The sequence below is a fragment of the Streptomyces sp. NPDC030296 genome, from assembly GCF_055572815.1.
In genome coordinates this window covers 13167-32238 of record NZ_JBVICQ010000002.1, presented here as the reverse complement: position 1 = coordinate 32238, position 19072 = coordinate 13167, and the positions used below count along the sequence as shown (strand labels likewise).

Below are 19072 nucleotides of genomic sequence, written 5' to 3'. Positions count from 1 at the left end.
TCCGGCGCGGGAGGGGGCCCACGTGCTCATCGACACCTATGGCCGAGTGGCCACCGACCTCAGGGTCTCGCTGACCGACCGGTGCAATCTGCGCTGCACCTACTGCATGCCCGAGGAGGGCCTGCAGTGGCTGGCCAAGCCCGACCTGCTCACGGACGACGAGATCGTCCGCCTCATCGACATCGCCGTCACCACCCTCGGCATCACCGAGGTCCGCTTCACCGGCGGTGAGCCACTGCTGCGCCCCGGCCTGGTCGGCATCGTGGAGCGCGTGGCGGCGCTGGAGCCCCGTCCCCAGATGTCCCTCACCACCAACGGCATCGGCCTGAAGCGCACGGCGACGGCCCTGAAGGCGGCGGGCCTGGACCGGGTGAACGTCTCCCTGGACACCCTGCGCCCCGACGTCTTCAAGACCCTCACCCGACGGGACCGCCACAAGGACGTCCTGGAGGGCCTCGAAGCGGCCCGCGAGGCCGGTCTGACCCCCGTCAAGGTCAACTCGGTCCTGATGCCCGGCCTCAACGACGACGAGGCCCCGGACCTCCTCGCCTGGGCCGTCGAGCACGACTACGAGCTGCGCTTCATCGAGCAGATGCCGCTGGACGCGCAGCACGGCTGGAAGCGCGACGGCATGGTCACCGCCGGCGACATCCTCACCTCCCTGCGCACCCGCTTCGACCTGACCCCCGAGGGCCAGGAGGAGCGCGGCTCGGCCCCGGCGGAGCGCTGGCTCGTCGACGGCGGCCCGCACCGGGTGGGCGTCATCGCCTCCGTCACCCGACCGTTCTGCTCCGCCTGCGACCGCACCCGCCTCACCGCGGACGGCCAGGTCCGCACCTGTCTGTTCGCCCGCGAGGAGACCGACCTCAGAGCGGCCCTGCGCTCGGGCGCTCCCGACGAGGAGATCGCCCGCGTCTGGCGTCTGGCGACGTGGGGCAAGAAGGCGGGCGCCGGCCTGGACGACCCGTCGTTCGTCCAGCCCGACCGACCGATGTCCGCGATCGGAGGGTGAGCGCTCCGCGCCTACGAGGCGCGGTCCTCCCACTCCTTCAGCGTGACGACGTCCTTGAGGAACCCGCGCACACCGAGGAACTGGGACAGATGCTCCCGGTGCTCCTCGCACGCCAGCCAGGTCTTCCGCCGCTCCGGCGTGTGCAGCTTGGGGTTGTTCCAGGCGAGCACCCAGACCGCGTCGGCACGACAGCCCTTGGCGGAGCAGACGGGGGAGGCGGGGGAGCCGGGATCGGAACCGGGGACGTCGAGAATGTTCACCCGTCGACCCTAGCCGCACAAAAGGCGACGCCGAGCAGCCACGGGGGGAGCTGCCCGGCGTCGGTCTGTCGCTCCGACGGGGGATGCGGAGCGCGTACGCAGTATGTCACGGGTAAGCCTCTGCCCGGCACAGGAACTACATGATTGATCTGAGCTTTTCTTGAGGTTCGTGGTCGGAGGGATTCCGCTTCGAGCGGACCACCGGCGGCTCAGGCGCGCTCGCGCGGCTCACTGCGGTGACGGCCCGCGGAGTCCGCCGGGTCGCCCTCCGAGAAGGATTCCGCGGACCCCTCGGCGGGGGGCGGCGTGATCATCGGCCGCACGGGCGGGGCGATGAACGTCGACGGCAGCGAGGGCGCGTTCTCCCGGCCCGCGTTGGCGATCACCACGGCGATGTACGGCAGAACCATGCCGAGCACCAGTGCGACGACCGCGACGTGCCGTTCGACGTTCCAGAGGACCGCCGCGGCGATCACCGAGAGCGTGCGGACCGACATCGAGATGACATAGCGTCGCTGCCTGCCCCGGACGTCGTCGGCGAGCCCCTGCCGGGCGCCGGTGATCCGGAAGACCTCGGCATTGCTCTGCTTCCGCATCGCGTTCCACCACCCGCCTGTATCGGACGCTGCCCGGCCCGTTCCCCTGCCGGTCCCGCACGGTGAACGGGGGCCGGTCCCTGTCCACGTTACGCCGCGTCTGCGTCGCCTGGGAGACCGGGTCTCCTCCCGCCGGGACGGGACGAAATGCGCCGCCCCGCGTAGGGGACCGCCCGACATGCGGCGTAGAGGAGGCGGGCCGACACTGGCCGTACAGCTCACGTCGAGCCGTACGAGGAGGCAGCCATGGGCTGGTTGTGGGCGATCATCGTGGGACTCGTGCTGGGCCTGCTGGCCAAGGCGATCATTCCGGGCAAGCAGCACAGCCCGCTCTGGCTGACGACGATCTTCGGCATGCTGGGCGCTGTCGTCGGCAACGCCATCGCGCGGGGCTTCGGTGTCGACGAGACCAAGGGCATCGACTGGAGCCGCCACATCTTCCAGGTGGTCGCCGCGGTGGCCATCGTGTATCTGGGCGACAGCCTCTACATGTCGACGGTGGGCAAGAGAAAACACCGAGCCTGAGGGCCGCCCGACCGGGGCCGGGAGACGCCTGCCGCGCAAAGGGGCGTCAGGGCCGAGCGACCCCGCGGCCGCTCCGCCCCACGCCCCTCGGCTTAGGCCCCCGTCACCTCGACGGCGGCCAGGTTCTTCTTCCCTCGCCGCAGCACCAGCCACCGCCCGTGGATGAGGTCCTCCGCCGCCGGTACGGCGTCCTCGGCGGTGATCTTCACGTTGTTCACGTACGCCCCGCCCTCCTTCACCGTGCGCCGCCCCGCGGACTTGCTCGGCACCAGCCCGACCTCGGCGAAGAGGTCCACGACCGGCGCCAGCTCGGCCACCTTGGCGTGCGGCACCTCGGACAGGGCCGCGGCCAACGTCCGCTCGTCCAGCTCCGCCAGCTCGCCCTGGCCGAACAGCGCCTTCGACGCGGCGATCACCGCGGCCGTCTGGTCGGCCCCGTGCACCAGCGTCGTCAGCTCCTCGGCCAGCGCGCGCTGCGCGGCACGGGCCTGCGGCCGCTCCTCCGTCTGCCGCTCCAGCTCCTCCAGCTCCGCACGGGACCTGAAGGACAGGATGCGCATGTACCGGCTGATGTCCCGGTCGTCCACGTTCAGCCAGAACTGGTAGAACGCGTACGGCGTCGTCATCTCCGGGTCGAGCCAGACGGCGCCGCCCTCGGTCTTGCCGAACTTGGTGCCGTCCGCCTTGGTCATCAGCGGGGTCGCCAGCGCGTGCACCTCGGCGCCCGGCTCCAGCCGGTGGATCAGGTCCAGGCCGGCCGTGAGGTTGCCCCACTGGTCGCTGCCACCCTGCTGGAGCGTGCAGCCGTACCTCCGGTAGAGCTGGAGGAAGTCCATGCCCTGGAGGATCTGGTAGCTGAACTCGGTGTAGCTGATGCCCTGGTCGGACTCCAGACGGCGGGCCACGGAGTCCTTCGTCAGCATCTTGTTGACGCGGAAGTGCTTGCCGATGTCCCGCAGGAACTCGATCGCGGACAGACCCTCGGTCCAGTCGAGGTTGTTGACCATGACGGCCGCGTTCTCACCCTCGAAGGACAGGAACGGCTCGATCTGGGCGCGCAGCCTGCCCACCCAGCCGGCCACCGTCTCCGGGTCGTTGAGCGTGCGCTCCGCCGTGGGGCGGGGGTCGCCGATCAGACCCGTCGCACCGCCCACCAGCGCCAGCGGCCGGTGGCCGGCCTGCTGGAGCCGGCGCACGGTGAGCACCTGCACCAGGTGCCCGACGTGCAGGGACGGCGCGGTCGGGTCGAAACCGCAATAGAACGTGACGGGACCGTCCGCGAGAGCCTTGCGCAAAGCGTCCTCGTCGGTGGACAGGGAGAACAGCCCCCGCCACTTCAGCTCGTCGACGATGTCCGTCACGGTTCTCGTGTCTCCTCGATGATCTTCGGATGGTGGCCGGCAGCCGGGAGGCGGCCGACCACGAACGACTACGAGGTTATACGCCCTGGCTGACAGAGCTCATATTGAAATCCGGCACCCGCAGCGCGGGGGTGGCCGCCCTGGTGAAGTAGTCGCTCCACTCCCTCGGCAGGGTCTTCTCCGTGCGCCCCGCCTCGGTGGCCCGCCCGAGCAGGTCCACCGGCGACTCGTTGAACCGGAAGTTGTTGACCTCGCCCGTCACCTCGCCGTTCTCCACGAGGTAGACGCCGTCGCGGGTCAGCCCGGTCAGCAGCAGCGTCGCCGGGTCGACCTCGCGGATGTACCACAGGCAGGTCAGCAGCAGCCCGCGTTCGGTGTTCGCGACCATCTCCTCCAGTGAGCGGTCCTCGCCGCCGTCGAGGATGAGGTTGGAGATGGCGGGCACCACCGGCAGACCGGTCAGGCCCGCGCTGTGCCGGGTGGTGGGCAGATGTGCGATCTCGCCCTCGCGGATCCAGTCGGTCGCCTTCAGCGGCAGCCCGTTGTCGAACACCGAGCTGTCGCCGCCCGAGGAGTGGGCGAGCACGAAGGGCGCCGACTCCAGCCCCGGCTCGAAGGGGTCGCTGCGCAGCGACAGCGGCAGGTCGGTGAGCCGCTCGCCGATCCGGGTGCCGCCACCGGGCTTGCTGAACACGGTCCGGCCCTCGGCGGCGTCCCGCGCCGACGCCGACCACATCTGGTAGATCAGCAGGTCGGCCACCGCCGTCGGCGGCAGCAGCGTCTCGTACCGTCCGGCGGGCAGCTCGATCCGACGCTCGGCCCACCCGAGCCGTACGGCCAGCTCCGCGTCCAGGGCCGCCGGGTCGACGTCCTTGAAGTCCCGCGTGGAGCGGCCCGCCCACGCCGAGCGCGTACGGTCCGGGGACTTGGCGTTGAGCTCCAGCGTGCCGTTCGGCTGGTCGTGCCGCAGGCGCAGCCCCGTCGACGTGCCCAGATAGCTGGTGACCAGCTCGTGGTTGGCGAAGCCGTACAGCTCTCGGCCGCCCGCACGCGCGCGTGCGAAGGACTCGCCGAGCGCCGGGGCGAAGTCGGCGAACACCGCGGAGGAGGTCTCCGCGGGCGGCTCCGTGAAGTCGGGGGACGGCGGCACGCCCGTGACCAGCGGCTGGGCGTCCTCGGCGGGCCCGGCCCCGCGCGCGGCCTCCTCGGCGGCCCGGACCAGCGGCTCCAGTTCCTCGGCGGTGACGGCCGAGCGGGACACGACACCGGAGGCGGTGCCCTCCTTGCCGTCGACCGTGGCGACGACGGTCACCGACCGTCCCCGCGTGACCCCGTTCGTGGTCAGCGCGTTGCCCGCCCAGCGCAGGTTGGCCGTCGAGTACTCGTCGGCGATGACCACGCACCCGTCGGCCCGGGACAGTTCGAGAGCACGCTCGACGATCTCGTGCGGCTTGTGTGCCTTGTTGACGGGCGCGCTCATCGACCTGCCTCCTGCGTGGTGTTCAGAATGTTGACGCCCTTGAACAGGGCGGAGGGGCAGCCGTGCGAGACCGCGGCGACCTGGCCCGGCTGGGCCTTGCCGCAGTTGAAGGCACCGCCGAGGACGTACGTCTGCGGCCCGCCCACGGCCGCCATGGAACCCCAGAAGTCGGTCGTCGTCGCCTGGTAGGCGACGTCCCGCAGCTGCCCGGTGATCCGCCCGTTCTCGATCCTGAAGAACCGCTGACCGGTGAACTGGAAGTTGTACCGCTGCATGTCGATGGACCACGACCGGTCCCCGACGACGTAGATGCCGCGGTCGACACCGCCGATCAGATCCTCCGTGGACAGCCCGGCCGGATCCGGCTGGAGCGACACGTTGGCCATGCGCTGCACGGGCACGTGCCGGGGGGAGTCGGCGTACGCGCAGCCGTTGGAACGGCCGAGCTTCGTCAGCCGGGCGATACGGCGGTCCAGTTGGTAGCCGACGAGGGTGCCGTCCTTCACGAGGTCCCAGGACTGGCCCGCGACGCCCTCGTCGTCGTACCCGATGGTCGCGAGGCCGTGCTCGGCGGTGCGGTCACCGGTGACGTTCATCAGCTCGGAGCCGTAACGGAGTTTGCCGAGCTTGTCGAAGGTGGCGAAGGACGTGCCGGCGTAGGCGGCCTCGTAGCCGAGCGCGCGGTCCAGCTCGGTGGCGTGGCCGATGGACTCATGGATGGTCAGCCACAGGTTGGACGGGTCGACGACGAGGTCGTAGAGGCCCGCCTCGACGCTCGGGGCCCGCATCTTCTCCGCGAGCAGCTCGGGGATCCGCGCCAGCTCGTCGTCCCAGTCCCAGCCGGTGCCCGTCAGATACTCCCAGCCCCGGCCGACCGGCGGCGCCAGGGTCCGCATCGAGTCGAACTCACCGCTGGACTCGTCGACGGACACGGCGGTCAGCGACGGATGCAGCCTGACCCGCTGCTGCGTGGTCACGGTGCCCGCGGTGTCCGCGTAGAACTTGTTCTCGTGCACGGTGAGCAGCGAGGCGTCCACGTGGTTGACCCCGGGGGCCGCCAGCAGCCGCGCGCTCCAGTCCGTGAGCAGCGCGGTCTTCTCCTCGTCGGGGACGGTGAACGGGTCGATCTCGTACGAGGAGATCCACGTCTTCTCCGCGTGCACGGGCTCGTCCGCCAGCTCGACCCGTTCGTCGGACCCGGCCGCCTCGATGACCTTCGCCGACAGCTTCGCCATCGCCACCGCCTGCGAGGCGACCTTCGCGGCGGCGTCCATCGTCAGATCCACACCGGAGGCGAACCCCCAGGTCCCGCCGTGCACCACGCGCACCGCGTACCCGAGGTCGGTCGTGTCCGACGACCCGGCGGGCTTGGCGTCCCGCAGCCGCCAGGACGCGCTGCGCACCCGCTCGAACCGGAAGTCCGCGTGCTCGGCCCCGAGCGCACGGGCGCGGGCGAGCGCGGCGTCGGCCAGGGCCCTTAGCGGCAGTGCCGTGAAGGCTTCGTCGATGGAATGAGGCACCGAGGTCTCCCTGCTGTCGTGGCCTGTCGGGTCCGATCATGTCGCGCCCGCGGGCACCCGGACCACATCTTTGCGCGCCGACCACGATGCCTTTCTGTAGGGACCCCACAGTGAGTCCCCCACGCCACTGTCAGTGCCCGAATGCCCGCGCGCCGGGCCCGACCGATAGGTTTTCGAGGAAGGCGCCTGCCGTCCAGGCAATCGGGCAGGTGTGCAGACCGCTATGGAAAGGGTGATCCGTTGAGCCGCTCGGTTCTCGTCACCGGAGGCAACCGGGGCATCGGCCTCGCCATCGCCCGCGCGTTCGCCGAGAACGGCGACAAGGTCGCCTACACATACCGCTCGGGCGAGCCGCCGGCCGCCCTCGCGGAGTTGGGCTGCCTCGCGGTCAAATGCGACATCACCGACTCCGAGCAGGTGGAGCAGGCCTACAAGGAGATCGAGGCCGAGCACGGTCCGGTCCAGGTCCTCGTCGCCAACGCCGGCGTCACCAAGGACCAGCTCCTGATGCGGATGTCCGAGGAGGACTTCACCTCGGTCATCGACACCAACCTCACCGGCACCTTCCGTGTCGTCAAGCGCGCCAACCGCGGCATGCTGCGTGCCAAGAAGGGCCGCGTCGTGCTGATCTCGTCGGTCGTGGGCCTCTACGGCTCGCCCGGCCAGGCCAACTACGCCGCCTCCAAGGCCGCCCTGGTCGGTTTCGCGCGGTCCCTCGCCCGTGAACTGGGCTCGCGCGACATCACCTTCAACGTCGTCGCGCCCGGTTTCGTCGACACCGACATGACCAAGATCCTCACCGACGAGCAGCGCGCGGGCATCGTCTCGCAGGTGCCGCTCGGCCGGTACGCGCAGCCCGAGGAGATCGCCGCGACGGTGCGGTTCCTCGCCTCGGACGACGCCTCGTACATCACTGGAGCCGTCATCCCCGTAGACGGCGGACTGGGAATGGGTCACTGATCACCATGAGCGGAATCCTCGAGGGCAAGCGCGTCCTGATCACCGGTGTGCTGATGGAGTCCTCCATCGCCTTCCACACCGCCAAGCTGGCCCAGGAGCAGGGCGCGGAGATCATTCTCACCGCCTTCCCCCGGCCCACGCTGACCGAGCGCATCGCCAAGAAGCTCCCGAAGCCCACCAAGGTCATCGAGCTCGACGTCACCAACGAGGAGCACCTCGGGCGCCTGGCCGACGTCGTCGGCGAGGAGCTCGGCGGCCTCGACGGCGTCGTGCACTCCATCGGCTTCGCCCCGCAGGACGCGCTCGGCGGCAACTTCCTCAACACGCCGTTCGAGTCCGTCGCGACCGCCATGCACGTCTCGGCGTACTCCCTGAAGTCGCTGACCATGGCCTGCCTGCCGCTGATGCAGAACGGCGGCTCCGTCGTCGGCCTCACCTTCGACGCGCAGTACGCCTGGCCGCAGTACGACTGGATGGGCCCGGCCAAGGCCGCACTGGAGGCCACCAGCCGCTACATGGCCCGCGACCTGGGCAAGCAGAACATCCGCTGCAACCTCATCTCCGCCGGCCCCATCGGCTCCATGGCCGCCAAGTCCATCCCGGGCTTCGGCGAGCTGGCCTCCGTGTGGGACCACCGTTCGCCCCTGGAGTGGGACCTCAAGGACCCGGAGCCGGCCGGCCGCGGTGTCGTCGCCCTGCTCAGCGACTGGTTCCCGAAGACCACCGGCGAGATCATCCACGTCGACGGCGGGCTGCACGCGATCGGCGCGTGACGCCACCCGCGGCCTGACGGTCGGGTCGAGGGCCCGTGTCCACCCGGACACGGGCCCTTCGCGCATCCCCCGTTCGGCCCATCCGACGGGCCGCCCCGGCCGGGTGGCGCGCACGCTGGACGTACACCGCCCAGCCGCTCGGCCGAGGAGGTCTCCCTTGTGCGTCTGTCCCGCAGCTTCGCCCCCGTGGCCGTCGCCCTGGCTCTCGTACTGTCCCTTCCGTACGAAGCGATCCCGAACGCGCGCGGGGAGACCCGGAAGCCGACCGGACCACGGCACGCGCGTGTGACGGCCGACCGTCCCGACCCCTTCGGGGCGGCCTGCAATTACACGGTCGTCGGCTCCCGCGTGGTCGGGTACTGCTTCAACCCCTACCCGGATCCCGACCGGGTCCGCCTGCACATCGAGTGCGCGCGCTGGTGGGACATCGACAGCGACGGCGCCCCCGTCGAGACGGGTCCCGCGCAGACGGTGCGGTTCACCGGGCGCTGCTGGAAGGAGGTCCGCGCCGTGTGGTTCAGCCACCAGCGGCCGGACGACTGACCCTCAGGGGCGGCAGGCCGGACGACTGACCCTCAGGGGCGGCAGGCCGGACGACTGACCCCTCAGGGGCGGCAGTGGAACGGATAGCCGGCCGCCTCCGCCGCCGCCGACTCCGCGTCGCCCGCCCGGATGGCGTCCACGAGCCGGGCGTGGTCCATGTACGCCTCCGGCGTCAGCTCCGCGCCGACGTCGTCGCGCAGCCAGTCCCGCAGGACCTCGCCCAGGTCCGCGTAGACGGCCGTGACGACGTCGTTGTGGGACGCGGCGACGACCGCCAGGTGGAAGGTCGCGTCGGCCGACACGAAGGTCTCCGCATCGCCGGAGGCCCATGCCTCCTCACGCCGGGCGAGGAGCGTGTCCAGCTGCTTCAGGTCCTTCTCGGTGCGCCGCTCGGCGGCCAGCTTGGCGGCGCTCGACTCGAGGGCGGAACGCAGCTCGGCGATGTGCCGGGGGTCGGCGTCCGCGAAGCGGCGGTGCATGACCCCCGCCAGCTCGCTCGTCGCCACGACGAAGGTGCCGGAGCCCTGGCGGATGTCCAACAGACCGTTGTGCGCGAGGGCGCGGACGGCTTCGCGGACCGTGTTCCGGGCGACGCCCAGCTGCTCGACCAGCTCGGGCTCGGTCGGGATGCGGGAGCCGACCGGCCACTCGCCCGAGGTGATCTGGTTCCGCAGCGCCGCGATGACCTGCTCGGACAGTGCCGAACGGCGGGGATGACTCAGGGGCATGGCACACCTTCGCACGGTCCGGGGCGAAGGGTGTAGCCGCCTCGGCGAGAGGCTCGACAACCAATCATCCTATGATTCTATGATGGAAGGCATGGCGAGTGAGGAATCCCCGAGGACGACGTCCATATCCACCCGCGTCCCCGACCGGATCGAGTCGCCCGGCGAGCGCGAGCGACGGGGCACGCGCGCGTGGACGACCCTGCGACCGGGTACGCGCGCGTGGACGACCCGCCTGATGGTCCTGGGCATCGTCCTGACCGCCCTCAACCTCCGGCCCGCCATCACCAGCCTCGGCGCCCTCCTCGAAGAGGTGCGCGACGGACTCGGCATGAGCGGCAGCGTCGCCGGACTCCTCACCTCCGTACCACCCCTCTGCTTCGCCGTGTTCGGGAGCCTCGCCCCGCGGCTGGCGCGCCGCTTCGGCCCCGCCGCCGTGGTCTGCGCCGGCATGGCCGCGATCGCCACCGGGCTGGTCGTCCGGCCCTACACCGGCACCACCGCCGGCTTCGTGGCCGCGAGCGCCCTCGCCCTGATGGGCATCGCCGTCAGCAACGTCCTCATGCCGGTCATCGTCAAGAGCTGGTTCCCCGACCGGGTGGGCTCCATGACCGGCCTGTACTCCATGGCCCTCGCCCTCGGCACCTCCGCCGCGGCGGCCGTCACCGTCCCCCTGACCGAGGCGCTCGGCGGCACCTGGCAGACCGGTCTCACCGCCTGGGCGACCCTCGCGGCGGTGGCGGTACTGCCGTGGCTGCCGTTCGTACGGACCGGGGGTGCGCGGGGCACGGGGCGTGTGGCCGGGGGTGCTGGCCGGGACGCGGGTGTCGGCTCACGGTCCGGTTGTCAGGACGCGGTGGTCGGCTCAGGCTCCGCTCGCCGGGAGGTACCCGGGGCCGTGGGCCGGGGCGGAGCGGCGCCCGGGCCGGAGCACGGCGCCGCGCCGCGTGTCACGCGGAGCCGTACCGCGTGGGCGCTCGCCGTGTTCTTCGGGCTCCAGGCGACCGCCGCCTACATCACGATGGGCTGGATGCCGCAGATCTTCCGGGACGCCGGGGTCCCCGCGGACACGGCCGGTGTACTGCTCGCCGTGACGATGGTGATGGGCGTACCGCTGGCCTTCGTGATCCCCCGGCTCGCCACCCGGCTGCCCCACCAGGGGCCCATCGCGGTCGCCCTGGGCCTCTGCGGGCTCCTCTCGTACGCCGGTCTGTACCTCGCCCCGGCCGGCGGCGCCTGGGTGTGGGCGCTGCTGCTCGGCGTCTCCAACTGCTCCTTCCCGCTGGCGCTCACCCTCGTCGGCATGCGGGCCCGGACCGGAGAAGGCGTCGCCAAGCTGTCCGCGTTCGCGCAGAGCACGGGCTACCTGATCTCGATCCCCGGCCCGCTCCTCGTCGGCGTCCTCTACCAGCACAGCGGCGGCTGGGGCCTGCCCCTGGCCCTCATGGCGGCCCTGATGGTCCCGCAGATCGCGGTGGGCGCCCTGGCGGGCCGCGACCGCATGATCGAGGACGAGACGACCGCGACGGCCGACTGACGACCACGACGGCCGACTGAGGCGGCGGGCCGTAGGCCGAGTGGCGGGAGCCGGAGGCGAGGGCCGGGGGCGAGGGCCGGGGGCGAGGGCCGGGGGCGAGGGCCGGGGGCGAGGGCCGGGGGCGAGGGCCGGGGGCGAGGGCCGGGGGCGAGGGCCGGGTTGCCGGGTGCCGGGTGCCGGGTGCCGGGGCGAGAGTGCGGGGAGGGCGTCCAGGCCCACCCCCTGGTGCCGCGCGGAGGGGCGGGGTGCGAGACTGGGCGCATGCCCGTGCTCGACCCGAACCCCCAGAACGGCCAGAAGAAGATGCTCGTGGTCTTCGGCTCGTTCCTCGCCATCTTCATCGTCATCGGCATCATCGCGGCGATCGCCTCCCCGTGACCCTCGGGGCCTCGGGCGCCGAGGGCCCGTGAACGTCACCGCGCCCCACCCCCATGGTGGGGCTGACCCCCCATCCCCTAGGGGGTGAGTCTCAGGGTGAAGTGGGTGGATCACCGGATAGGCCGTGCCGCCCGGATTCCGTAGCTTCGAGGTGTGGCCGCGGGGGACTCGCGAGAACCCTACGGAGGAGCGGCCACCGACGACGCGAAGACCTCGGAGGCGGCATGTCGGCCCGTACGCACACGCGACCCCACCCGGCGGCCCCGGCACCCACGGGCGGCATGGACATCCGCCTCCCCTGGTGGGCCCTCGCCCTGCCCGCCCTCGGCTTCGTCACCCTCCTGCTGCTGATCCTCAACCCCGCGGACGCACACGCCGCGAGCGGCGACCCCCTGGTCGCCCATGTCTTCGAGCGCATACAGCGGCTCCTGACGGCCCTCGTCCCGTGACGCTCGGCCGAGCCCACGGCGGCGCGGACACAGGTCGCGGATATCCGCACTTCAACTCCCTGCGCCCCGTGGCCTGTTTCGTGCGAAGCTGGGACCCATGAGCGTCGCAGAACCCCGCAGGATTGTCCTCTTCCGGCATGCGAAAGCCGACTGGCCACAGGTGTCCGACCATGAGCGGCCCCTCGCCGACCGGGGCCGAATGGACGCCGCCGTCGCCGGACGCAAGCTCGCCGACAGCGGCATCTCCTTCGACCTTGCCCTCTGCTCCACCGCCGTCCGGACCCGCGAGACCTGGAAGCTGGCCGTCCACGAGCTGCCCGAGCGACCGAAAACCGTCTACGAGGAGCGGATCTACGAGGCCTCTCCCGGCGACCTGATCGCCCTGCTCAACGAGACCCCGGACGACGCACAGACCGTCCTCCTGGTCGGCCACAACCCTGGCGTCCAGGCGCTCGCCGAGATCCTCGCAGGCCAGGCCGAGGGCGACGCCCGCGAGCGCATGAGCCGTCGAGACTTCCCGGCCGCCGGCTACGCCGTCATCACCTTCGAGGGCTCCTGGAAGAGCCTGGAACCGGGCGTCGGCACCCTCGTCGACTACTGGGCGCCCACCGAGTAACCGCCCAGGCGACGAAGGCCCGGCAGCGCAGCGCTGCCGGGCCTTCCCGTCTCGTCACACGCCGTCGCCGGCGCTCACTGCTCGTCGTGCGTGTCCGCCGCCTCGACCTCTTCCCGCGTGACGCCGAGGAGGTAGAGCACGGTGTCGAGGAACGGGAAGTTCACCGCGGTGTGCGCGGCCTCCCGTACGACCGGCTTGGCGTTGAAGGCGACGCCGAGACCGGCCGCGTTGAGCATGTCGAGGTCGTTCGCCCCGTCGCCGATCGCCACGGTCTGCGCCAGCGGCACCCCCGCCTCGGCGGCGAACCGGCGCAGCAGCCGCGCCTTGCCCGCGCGGTCCACGATCTCCCCGACGACTCTGCCGGTCAGCTTGCCGTCGACGATCTCCAAGGTGTTGGCCTGCGCGAAGTCCAGCCCCAGCCGGTCCTTCAGATCGTCCGTGACCTGGGTGAAGCCGCCCGAGACGACACCGACCTGGAAACCGAGCCGCTTCAGCGTGCGGATCAGTGTGCGCGCCCCCGGCGTGAGCCGCACCTCGCTGCGCACCTTGTCCACCACCGAGGCGTCGAGCCCCTCCAGCAGCGCCACACGCGCGTGCAGCGACTGCTCGAAGTCCAGCTCGCCGCGCATCGCGGCCGCCGTCACCTCGGCGACCTCCTTCTCGCACCCGGCGTGCGCCGCGAAGAGCTCGATCACCTCGTCCTGGATGAGCGTGGAGTCCACGTCCATGACCACCAGCCGCTGGGCCCGCCGGTGCAGCCCCGCCGCGACCACGGCCACATCCACGCCGAGCGCCACCGACTCGGTGACCAGCGCCGTGCGCAGTGTCTCCGGCTCAGTGCCCGACACGGCGAACTCCACCGCCGTCACCGGGTACTTGGCGAGCCGGAAGATACGGTCGATGTTGCCGCCGGTCGCGGTGATCCGCGCGGCGATCCGGGCGGTGGACTCGGCGGTCAGCGGGTGTCCCAGCACGGTGACGTGCGAGCGGCCGAGACCGCGGGGCCGGTTGTCGCCCAGGCCGGAGATGATCTCCGCCTGCATCTTCATGGACTCCGCCCAGCCGTGGACGGTGGCCCGCAGATCACCCTCCTGACCGGCCGGCGGCACGGTCACCAGGGCGCACAGCACGATCCGGCCACGGGTGACGACCTGCTCGATGTCGACCACGTCGACGGAGTACGCGGCAAGGGTGTCGAACAGCCCGGCGGTGATGCCCGGCCTGTCCTTGCCGAAGATCTTGACGAGGAGAGTGGGGACGTCAGAGGAGGTCTGCGAAGCGCTCATGATGGTCCAACCGTATCCGGCACCCCGCGCCTCGCGCCCCCGAGGTCCGCCCAGCGGACGGAGAACTCTGGGTTACCAATGACTGAAGGGGACCCGGATCGTGTACGAAGCGCCGGGGCGACACCGGAACGCCCCCTTCCACCGGCGCGGACACCCTCCGTGCAGAGCCTCCCGACGGCCCTGCGGCCCTGCCCCCGAGGCCCTCCGCGCAGAGCCTCTCAACGGCCCCGTGGCCCTGCCCCCGGCGCTGGAGGAGGCGGTGGAGGCGGAGGCGGCGGCCCGTCGTCCGGTGGGGGCGGCGGCGTCGGCCACCGCCCGGCCCCCGAACCGCCACGCGACCCCGACCCGCTACCGGCCCCGGCCCCCGACCCTGTCCCCGGCCCCGTGCCCGGTCGCTGCCCCGGCCGACGAGGCGGCGGTGTGAACCGCCTCGCCACTGTGGGCGCGCCGTACACATCGGGCGGCCGTCGCCCCTCGGGCCCCGGACCGCCGCTCCCCGCACCCTGGTCCGCCCCCGGCGCCCCTCGCCCGCCCCCCGCACCCCGGTTCTCCCGGCCCTGCTCGACCGCCCCCCGACCGCTCCCCGCACCCCGGTCCTCCCCGCCCCGCCCGGCAGCACTCCGCCCGCTCCCGCCCGGCCCCGGCTCCTCCGGAGACCCCCGCCCGTCTCCTCGCCCCCCACCTTGCTCCCCTCGCCCCCCACCCTGCCCCGGCCGCAGCAGACCCTCCGGCACCCTCAGATAGGGGTTGGTGTCCGGGTTCGGCGGCCGGTACGGCGTACCCGGCGTGTACGGGCCCGACGGGGAGGCCGGCGAGGGGGAGGACCCGGGGGTCGGGGCCGGACCCGAGGCGCTGAGGGCCGGCCAAGCCGCCCGCCGCCCCGCCGCCCCCGTGGCGCACGCCAGCAGCGCCCCGGCGGCGCCCGCGCCCGCACCCCACACCGCGCCCAGCACGAGGGCCGCCGCCGCCCGCCCGTGCAGCTCGATGCCCGCGTCGAACGCGTCGATGCCGAGCACGGCCAGCGAGGCGTCCACCGACACCTCCGTCAGCAGGACAAGGAGGGGGAGTGCCACCGCCGTCGCGATACCCAACCGAAGTGCGCAGCGCCCCGCGAACCCGAGCGCGCCCCCGCCCCGTGCACCCGCACCATCCGCACCCCCGGCGGTCGGGGGAGACACCTGCCCGGCGAAAGGCGTACGCACGGCGGTCAACGCCCCCGCGTACAGCATCATCAGGGCGGCCGCCACGCCCAACAGCCACACCCGGGAGTCCAGTTCGGCCAGGCGGCCGAGGGTGACGGGTTCGTTCGCGTCGACGCGCAGCAGTGCGTCGAGCGGGTCGGGCAGCAGGTTCGCGAGCGCTCCCGTGGCCCTTCCGTCCCAGGGGACGAACAGGCCGAGGGGGACGCCGAGCCAGACACCGTTGGGCGCTCCGAGCAGGGCCGCGCCCACGATCCGCTTCGGGTGGGGGTCCCCGGCCGCCGCGTACGCCGCCGCCGCGAGCCCCGCCGCGACCGCCACCAGCAGCACGGTCACCACCGCGGACACGGCGGGCCGTACCACCCGGTGCACGGCGTCCAGGCCGCGCGGCAGGGGAGTGCGGCGCGAGGCCAGCAGGGCGACCAGCAGCACCCCGAGGCACCACAGAAGGCCACCCAGCACCGTGGGCGCCGCGTCGACGGTGAACCCCACCTGCGCGTCGGCACCGGCGAGGTCGCCGAGCCGGTCCGGAAGCAGCCCGCCGCCGATGTCCCCGATGTCCCCGAGGCCGGGGATCTCGACGCCGCCGAGGTCACCGCCGCCGGGCAGCTCGTCGAGGCCCAGATCGCCGCCGTCCAGAGTGATCACGGCCTGGCCGGCGTAGGCCAGAGCGCCCATCAGCGCAGCGAAGAGGACGACCACCGCGCCCACCCGCGCGAGGAGTTCGGCCGCGGTGACGACAACTCCCGCGCCGCGCAACGAGCGCAGGAAGAACCAGGCCAGCAGGAGCGCCCCCACGAGGCCGACACCCAGTGGCGTGATCTCGATGGCGGTCGTGGCCTGGGCCCCTTCCAGGCCGAAGACGGACACATCGCCGGACGGGGTCACCGACCCACCCGCACCGAGGGCCACGAGCGCCGCGGTCATGGGCCCGAGTTCGCCCGCGGAGTCGGCCTCCAGCAGATGCAGACCGAGCGCCGCCGTGCTCGCCATCCCGATCAACGACCAGCTCGCCGCGGCGATCGCGGAGAACACGACGTCCCCCCAGCGCACGCTCCCGCCCTGGCCGGCACTCCGGTTGCTCATGGTCGGACCCCCCGATCCGCATCGCGGTGTTGCACCGCTGATGTCCCCCTCGCGTGGGATTACCACTCTCCGGCCCGGTTTCAACCCCGTCAACGGGACGGGGCGACGCCCCCGTACGTTCTCTTCACAAGGCCCGACTTTCGGTCAAGGGGTTGAGCCTGAAATAGTTCCCCCCGATGTTCGACATCCCTAGACTCCCTGTGATGGGGGTAATTCGGGGGACAACTCAGTGGGGCATGGAGTGCCGGAACTCGTACTGGAATTGAACGGACAAACCTGGACGCTCGATCCGTCCAGGGCATACACCCTCGGACGTGATCCGCAGGGGGATATCGTGTTCGACGACGCCAGGGTCTCCTGGCGTCACGCCACGATCAGCTTCAGCGGCCGTAGTTGGGTGATCGAGGACCACGGCAGCACCAACGGCACATTCGTGCAGGGCCAGCGGATCCACCAGTTGGAGATCGGCCCCGGCTCGGCCGTGCACCTGGGCAACGCGACCGACGGCCCGAGAGTCAGCCTCTCCGGCACGGCCGCGGCGGTGTCGCAGCCGCAGCAGCAGCCGTACGCCGCGCAGGGCGCGAGCGCCGGATACGCCGCCCAGCAGGCACCGCAGGCGGGCTGGCAGCAGCCGCAGCAGCCCCAGGTCCCGCATCAGCAGGGCCATGCGCAGCAGGGCCCCGGTGGTGGCGCGGGGGCGCCGCCGGTGTACGGCGACCGCAGCCCGACCACGTTCCACCAGCTGGCCCTCGGCCGGGTGATGCGCATCGGTCGTGCCCTGGAGAACGACCTGGTCGTCTCCGACCTCCAGGTCTCCAGGAACCACGCCGAGTTCCACGCGACGCCCGACGGCCGCTTCGAGATCCGTGACCTCGGGTCCCACAACGGCACGTTCGTCAACGGTATGCCGATCGCCAAGGGCGGCACGGCACTCCTCGGGCCGAACGACATCGTCGGCGTCGGCCACTCGACGTTCCGCATCGTCGGGGACCGTCTCGAGGAGTTCGTCGACACCGGTGAGGTCTCCTTCTCCGCGCGCCACCTGACGGTCACCGTCGACGGAGGCAAGCAGATCCTCAAGGACGTCTCCTTCGGCGTCCCGGAGAAGTCGCTCATCGCGGTCATCGGCCCCTCCGGCTCCGGCAAGTCCACCCTGCTCAAGGCGCTCACGGGCTACCGCCCCGCCAACCAGGGCGACGTCCTCTACGACAACCGGAACCTGTACAAGCAGTTCGCCGAGCTGCGTCAGCGCATCGGTCTGGTCCCGCAGGACGACATCCTGCACAAGGAGCTGAGCGTCAAGAAGGCCCTCAAGTACGCGGCCAAGCTCCGCTTCCCCGCCGACACCACGGCCGCCGAGCGCGAGGCCCGCATCGACGAGGTGCTGCGCGAGCTGAAGCTCGACATCCACAAGGACAAGAAGGTCACGTCCCTCTCCGGCGGTCAGCGCAAGCGCGTCTCGGTCGCCCTGGAGCTGCTGACCAAGCCGTCGCTGATCTTCCTGGACGAGCCGACCTCCGGCCTCGACCCGGGTATGGACCGCGACGTCATGCAGCTGCTGCGCGGCCTCGCCGACGACGGCCGCACGGTCCTCGTGGTCACCCACTCGGTGGCCGAGCTCGCGATCTGCGACAAGCTGCTGGTGATGGCGCCGGGCGGCTCGGTGGCGTACTTCGGCCCTCCCGAGGAGGCCCTGAACTTCTTCGGCTACGAGACCTGGGCCGACGTCTTCTCCGCCTTCGAGAACTACCGCGACTACGACTGGGCGGGCCGCTGGAAGGGCTCGCAGCACTACCAGATGTACGCCGCGGACATCGACGCCGTCGCCCCGCAGTCGGTGCACATGCCGCCGCCGCAGTCGATGCGCCCGCCGAAGCCGCAGAGCTGGTTCTCCCAGCTCGGCACCCTCGTCCGCCGCTACCTCGCGGTGATCGTGTCGGACAAGGGCTTCCTGGCGCTGACGGTGATCCTGCCCGCCGTCCTCGGCGCGGTGAGCCTGCTCATCGACCCGGACAAGGACCTGCTGGTCAGGAGGGTGAACCCGGCGACCAACCTGCCCATCCCGAACGGCACCGCCACCACGGTGCTGCTGATCCTCGCGGTCGGCGCGTGCTTCGCGGGCGCCGCCAACTCCGTCCGTGAGCTGATCAAGGAACGGGTGATCTACGAGCGGGAGCGGGCGACCGGTCTGTCCCGCTCGGCGTACCTGATGTCGAAGGTCATCGTCCTCGGTACGGTCACCGTGCTCCAGGGCGCCATGGTCGGCGCGATCGGCTTCGCCAGCCGGACCATCCCCGACGAGGCCCTGATCCTCGGCGAGGGCAAGGTCGCCGTGATGCTCGAACTCTCCATCCCGATCATGGGCCTCGGCTTCACGTCGATGATGTTCGGCCTGGTCATCTCCTCGCTGGTGAAGACCGCCGAGAAGACCATGCCGCTGCTGGTCATGTTCGCGATCGTCCAGGTCGTCTTCACCGGCTGCCTCTTCGCCCTGCACGGCAGCCCCGGCGTCAACGAGTTCTCGTACCTGATGCCGTCGCGCTGGGCGGTCGCCGCCGCCGGCGCCACGCTGGACTTCAACAACATCAGCCCGCCCAAGGAGGCCGGCGACACGGACCCGCTGTGGGACCACACGGCCGGCGTCTACGCCTTCGACATGGTCGCCCTGGTCCTGATCGGCGTCGTCTGCGGCATCCTCGTGGCCCGCTTCCTGCGCCGCCACGAGCCCGAGGTCATGCGGAAGTAACCGAGGGCACCGGCACACAC

General features: G+C 71.7%; 18 protein-coding genes. 10 read left to right on the top strand and 8 right to left on the bottom strand.

All coding sequences use genetic code 11. From position 1 onward, the window contains the following. Window positions 1-22 precede the first annotated feature (22 nt). Entirely contained in the window at window positions 23-1012 is a 990-nt protein-coding gene (moaA, locus tag ACZ4Z3_RS04065; protein ID WP_468499565.1) for a GTP 3',8-cyclase MoaA, read from the top strand. Window positions 1013-1023: 11 nt separating this feature from the next. On the opposite strand, the gene ACZ4Z3_RS04060 is transcribed toward moaA, so the two are convergent. Together ACZ4Z3_RS04060 and ACZ4Z3_RS04055 are read right to left on the bottom strand one after the other, a co-directional pair. Further along, window positions 1024-1272 carry a hypothetical protein gene (locus ACZ4Z3_RS04060; RefSeq protein WP_468499564.1) on the bottom strand — a complete coding sequence of 83 codons (249 nt, stop codon included), beginning with the start codon at window positions 1270-1272 and terminating at the stop codon, window positions 1024-1026. Between the two features lie 209 nt (window positions 1273-1481). Continuing rightward, complete coding sequence (locus tag ACZ4Z3_RS04055) at window positions 1482-1868, bottom strand: DUF3099 domain-containing protein (RefSeq protein WP_468499563.1); 387 nt, start codon at window positions 1866-1868, stop codon at window positions 1482-1484. Between the two features lie 246 nt (window positions 1869-2114). Between ACZ4Z3_RS04055 and ACZ4Z3_RS04050 the strand changes: the two genes are divergently transcribed. Further along, complete coding sequence (locus tag ACZ4Z3_RS04050; RefSeq protein ID WP_468499562.1) at window positions 2115-2393, top strand: GlsB/YeaQ/YmgE family stress response membrane protein; 279 nt, start codon at window positions 2115-2117, stop codon at window positions 2391-2393. A 92-nt stretch (window positions 2394-2485) separates the two neighbouring features. On the opposite strand, the gene tyrS is transcribed toward ACZ4Z3_RS04050, so the two are convergent. From tyrS to ACZ4Z3_RS04035, 3 genes are all read right to left on the bottom strand, one after another. After that, window positions 2486-3754: a tyrosine--tRNA ligase gene (gene tyrS, locus ACZ4Z3_RS04045; protein ID WP_468499561.1), complete on the bottom strand. Its 1269-nt coding sequence runs from the start codon at window positions 3752-3754 to the stop codon at window positions 2486-2488. A gap of 76 nt (window positions 3755-3830) precedes the next feature. Further along, complete coding sequence (locus ACZ4Z3_RS04040; protein ID WP_468499560.1) at window positions 3831-5234, bottom strand: metallopeptidase TldD-related protein; 1404 nt, start codon at window positions 5232-5234, stop codon at window positions 3831-3833. After that, on the bottom strand, window positions 5231-6754 hold the full coding sequence (locus ACZ4Z3_RS04035; protein WP_468499559.1) for a TldD/PmbA family protein: 1524 nt from the start codon (window positions 6752-6754) through the stop codon (window positions 5231-5233). The genes ACZ4Z3_RS04040 and ACZ4Z3_RS04035 overlap by 4 nt, the downstream gene beginning before the upstream one ends. A 240-nt stretch (window positions 6755-6994) precedes the next feature. Between ACZ4Z3_RS04035 and fabG the strand changes: the two genes are divergently transcribed. The 3 genes from fabG (at window position 6995) to ACZ4Z3_RS04020 (ending at window position 9030) form a co-directional block, all read left to right on the top strand. Beyond that, on the top strand, window positions 6995-7714 hold the full coding sequence (gene fabG, locus ACZ4Z3_RS04030) for a 3-oxoacyl-[acyl-carrier-protein] reductase (RefSeq protein WP_055515528.1): 720 nt from the start codon (window positions 6995-6997) through the stop codon (window positions 7712-7714). A gap of 5 nt (window positions 7715-7719) precedes the next feature. Continuing rightward, window positions 7720-8487 (top strand): enoyl-ACP reductase FabI, encoded by a 768-nt coding sequence (fabI, locus tag ACZ4Z3_RS04025; RefSeq protein ID WP_159766574.1) that lies wholly within the window; start codon window positions 7720-7722, stop codon window positions 8485-8487. 159 nt (window positions 8488-8646) lie between these two features. Next, a complete protein-coding gene (locus tag ACZ4Z3_RS04020) occupies window positions 8647-9030 on the top strand; it encodes a hypothetical protein (protein ID WP_468499558.1) in 384 nt (127 codons plus the stop codon). A gap of 62 nt (window positions 9031-9092) precedes the next feature. On the opposite strand, the gene ACZ4Z3_RS04015 is transcribed toward ACZ4Z3_RS04020, so the two are convergent. Further along, window positions 9093-9758: a FadR/GntR family transcriptional regulator gene (locus ACZ4Z3_RS04015; RefSeq protein WP_468499557.1), complete on the bottom strand. Its 666-nt coding sequence runs from the start codon at window positions 9756-9758 to the stop codon at window positions 9093-9095. Between the two features lie 235 nt (window positions 9759-9993). Between ACZ4Z3_RS04015 and ACZ4Z3_RS04010 the strand changes: the two genes are divergently transcribed. From ACZ4Z3_RS04010 to ACZ4Z3_RS03995, 4 genes are all read left to right on the top strand, one after another. Further along, the gene (locus tag ACZ4Z3_RS04010) at window positions 9994-11292 is read left to right on the top strand and encodes a CynX/NimT family MFS transporter (RefSeq protein ID WP_468500191.1); all 1299 of its coding nucleotides are present in this window, start codon (window positions 9994-9996) and stop codon (window positions 11290-11292) included. A gap of 261 nt (window positions 11293-11553) precedes the next feature. Continuing rightward, entirely contained in the window at window positions 11554-11670 is a 117-nt protein-coding gene (locus ACZ4Z3_RS04005; protein WP_099968646.1) for an SGM_5486 family transporter-associated protein, read from the top strand. A 224-nt stretch (window positions 11671-11894) separates the two neighbouring features. Beyond that, a complete protein-coding gene (locus ACZ4Z3_RS04000; protein WP_468499556.1) occupies window positions 11895-12119 on the top strand; it encodes a hypothetical protein in 225 nt (74 codons plus the stop codon). A 97-nt stretch (window positions 12120-12216) separates the two neighbouring features. After that, on the top strand, window positions 12217-12735 hold the full coding sequence (locus ACZ4Z3_RS03995; RefSeq protein ID WP_468499555.1) for a SixA phosphatase family protein: 519 nt from the start codon (window positions 12217-12219) through the stop codon (window positions 12733-12735). A gap of 74 nt (window positions 12736-12809) precedes the next feature. Here ACZ4Z3_RS03995 and serB read toward each other — a convergent pair whose 3' ends face one another. Next, a complete protein-coding gene (serB, locus tag ACZ4Z3_RS03990; RefSeq protein ID WP_055524299.1) occupies window positions 12810-14021 on the bottom strand; it encodes a phosphoserine phosphatase SerB in 1212 nt (403 codons plus the stop codon). A gap of 218 nt (window positions 14022-14239) precedes the next feature. Further along, a complete protein-coding gene (locus ACZ4Z3_RS03985; RefSeq protein WP_468499554.1) occupies window positions 14240-16306 on the bottom strand; it encodes a streptophobe family protein in 2067 nt (688 codons plus the stop codon). 241 nt (window positions 16307-16547) lie between these two features. Here ACZ4Z3_RS03985 and ACZ4Z3_RS03980 point away from each other — a divergent pair, with 241 nt between their 5' ends. Beyond that, on the top strand, window positions 16548-19052 hold the full coding sequence (locus tag ACZ4Z3_RS03980) for an ABC transporter ATP-binding protein/permease (protein WP_468499553.1): 2505 nt from the start codon (window positions 16548-16550) through the stop codon (window positions 19050-19052). Window positions 19053-19072 lie beyond the last annotated feature (20 nt).

What these genes read in the sequence shown, in the direction of transcription:
- ACZ4Z3_RS04015 (WP_468499557.1), bottom strand. Translation starts at nt 9,758, where the DNA reads ATGCCCCTGAGTCATCCCCGCCGTTCGGCACTGTCCGAGCAGGTCATC.
- ACZ4Z3_RS04050 (WP_468499562.1), top strand. Translation starts at nt 2,115, where the DNA reads ATGGGCTGGTTGTGGGCGATCATCGTGGGACTCGTGCTGGGCCTGCTG.
- ACZ4Z3_RS04005 (WP_099968646.1), top strand. Translation starts at nt 11,554, where the DNA reads ATGCCCGTGCTCGACCCGAACCCCCAGAACGGCCAGAAGAAGATGCTC.
- ACZ4Z3_RS03995 (WP_468499555.1), top strand. Translation starts at nt 12,217, where the DNA reads ATGAGCGTCGCAGAACCCCGCAGGATTGTCCTCTTCCGGCATGCGAAA.
- fabI (WP_159766574.1), top strand. Translation starts at nt 7,720, where the DNA reads ATGAGCGGAATCCTCGAGGGCAAGCGCGTCCTGATCACCGGTGTGCTG.
- serB (WP_055524299.1), bottom strand. Translation starts at nt 14,021, where the DNA reads ATGAGCGCTTCGCAGACCTCCTCTGACGTCCCCACTCTCCTCGTCAAG.
- ACZ4Z3_RS04010 (WP_468500191.1), top strand. Translation starts at nt 9,994, where the DNA reads ATGGTCCTGGGCATCGTCCTGACCGCCCTCAACCTCCGGCCCGCCATC.
- ACZ4Z3_RS03985 (WP_468499554.1), bottom strand. Translation starts at nt 16,306, where the DNA reads ATGAGCAACCGGAGTGCCGGCCAGGGCGGGAGCGTGCGCTGGGGGGAC.
- ACZ4Z3_RS04000 (WP_468499556.1), top strand. Translation starts at nt 11,895, where the DNA reads ATGTCGGCCCGTACGCACACGCGACCCCACCCGGCGGCCCCGGCACCC.
- ACZ4Z3_RS04055 (WP_468499563.1), bottom strand. Translation starts at nt 1,868, where the DNA reads ATGCGGAAGCAGAGCAATGCCGAGGTCTTCCGGATCACCGGCGCCCGG.
- ACZ4Z3_RS04040 (WP_468499560.1), bottom strand. Translation starts at nt 5,234, where the DNA reads ATGAGCGCGCCCGTCAACAAGGCACACAAGCCGCACGAGATCGTCGAG.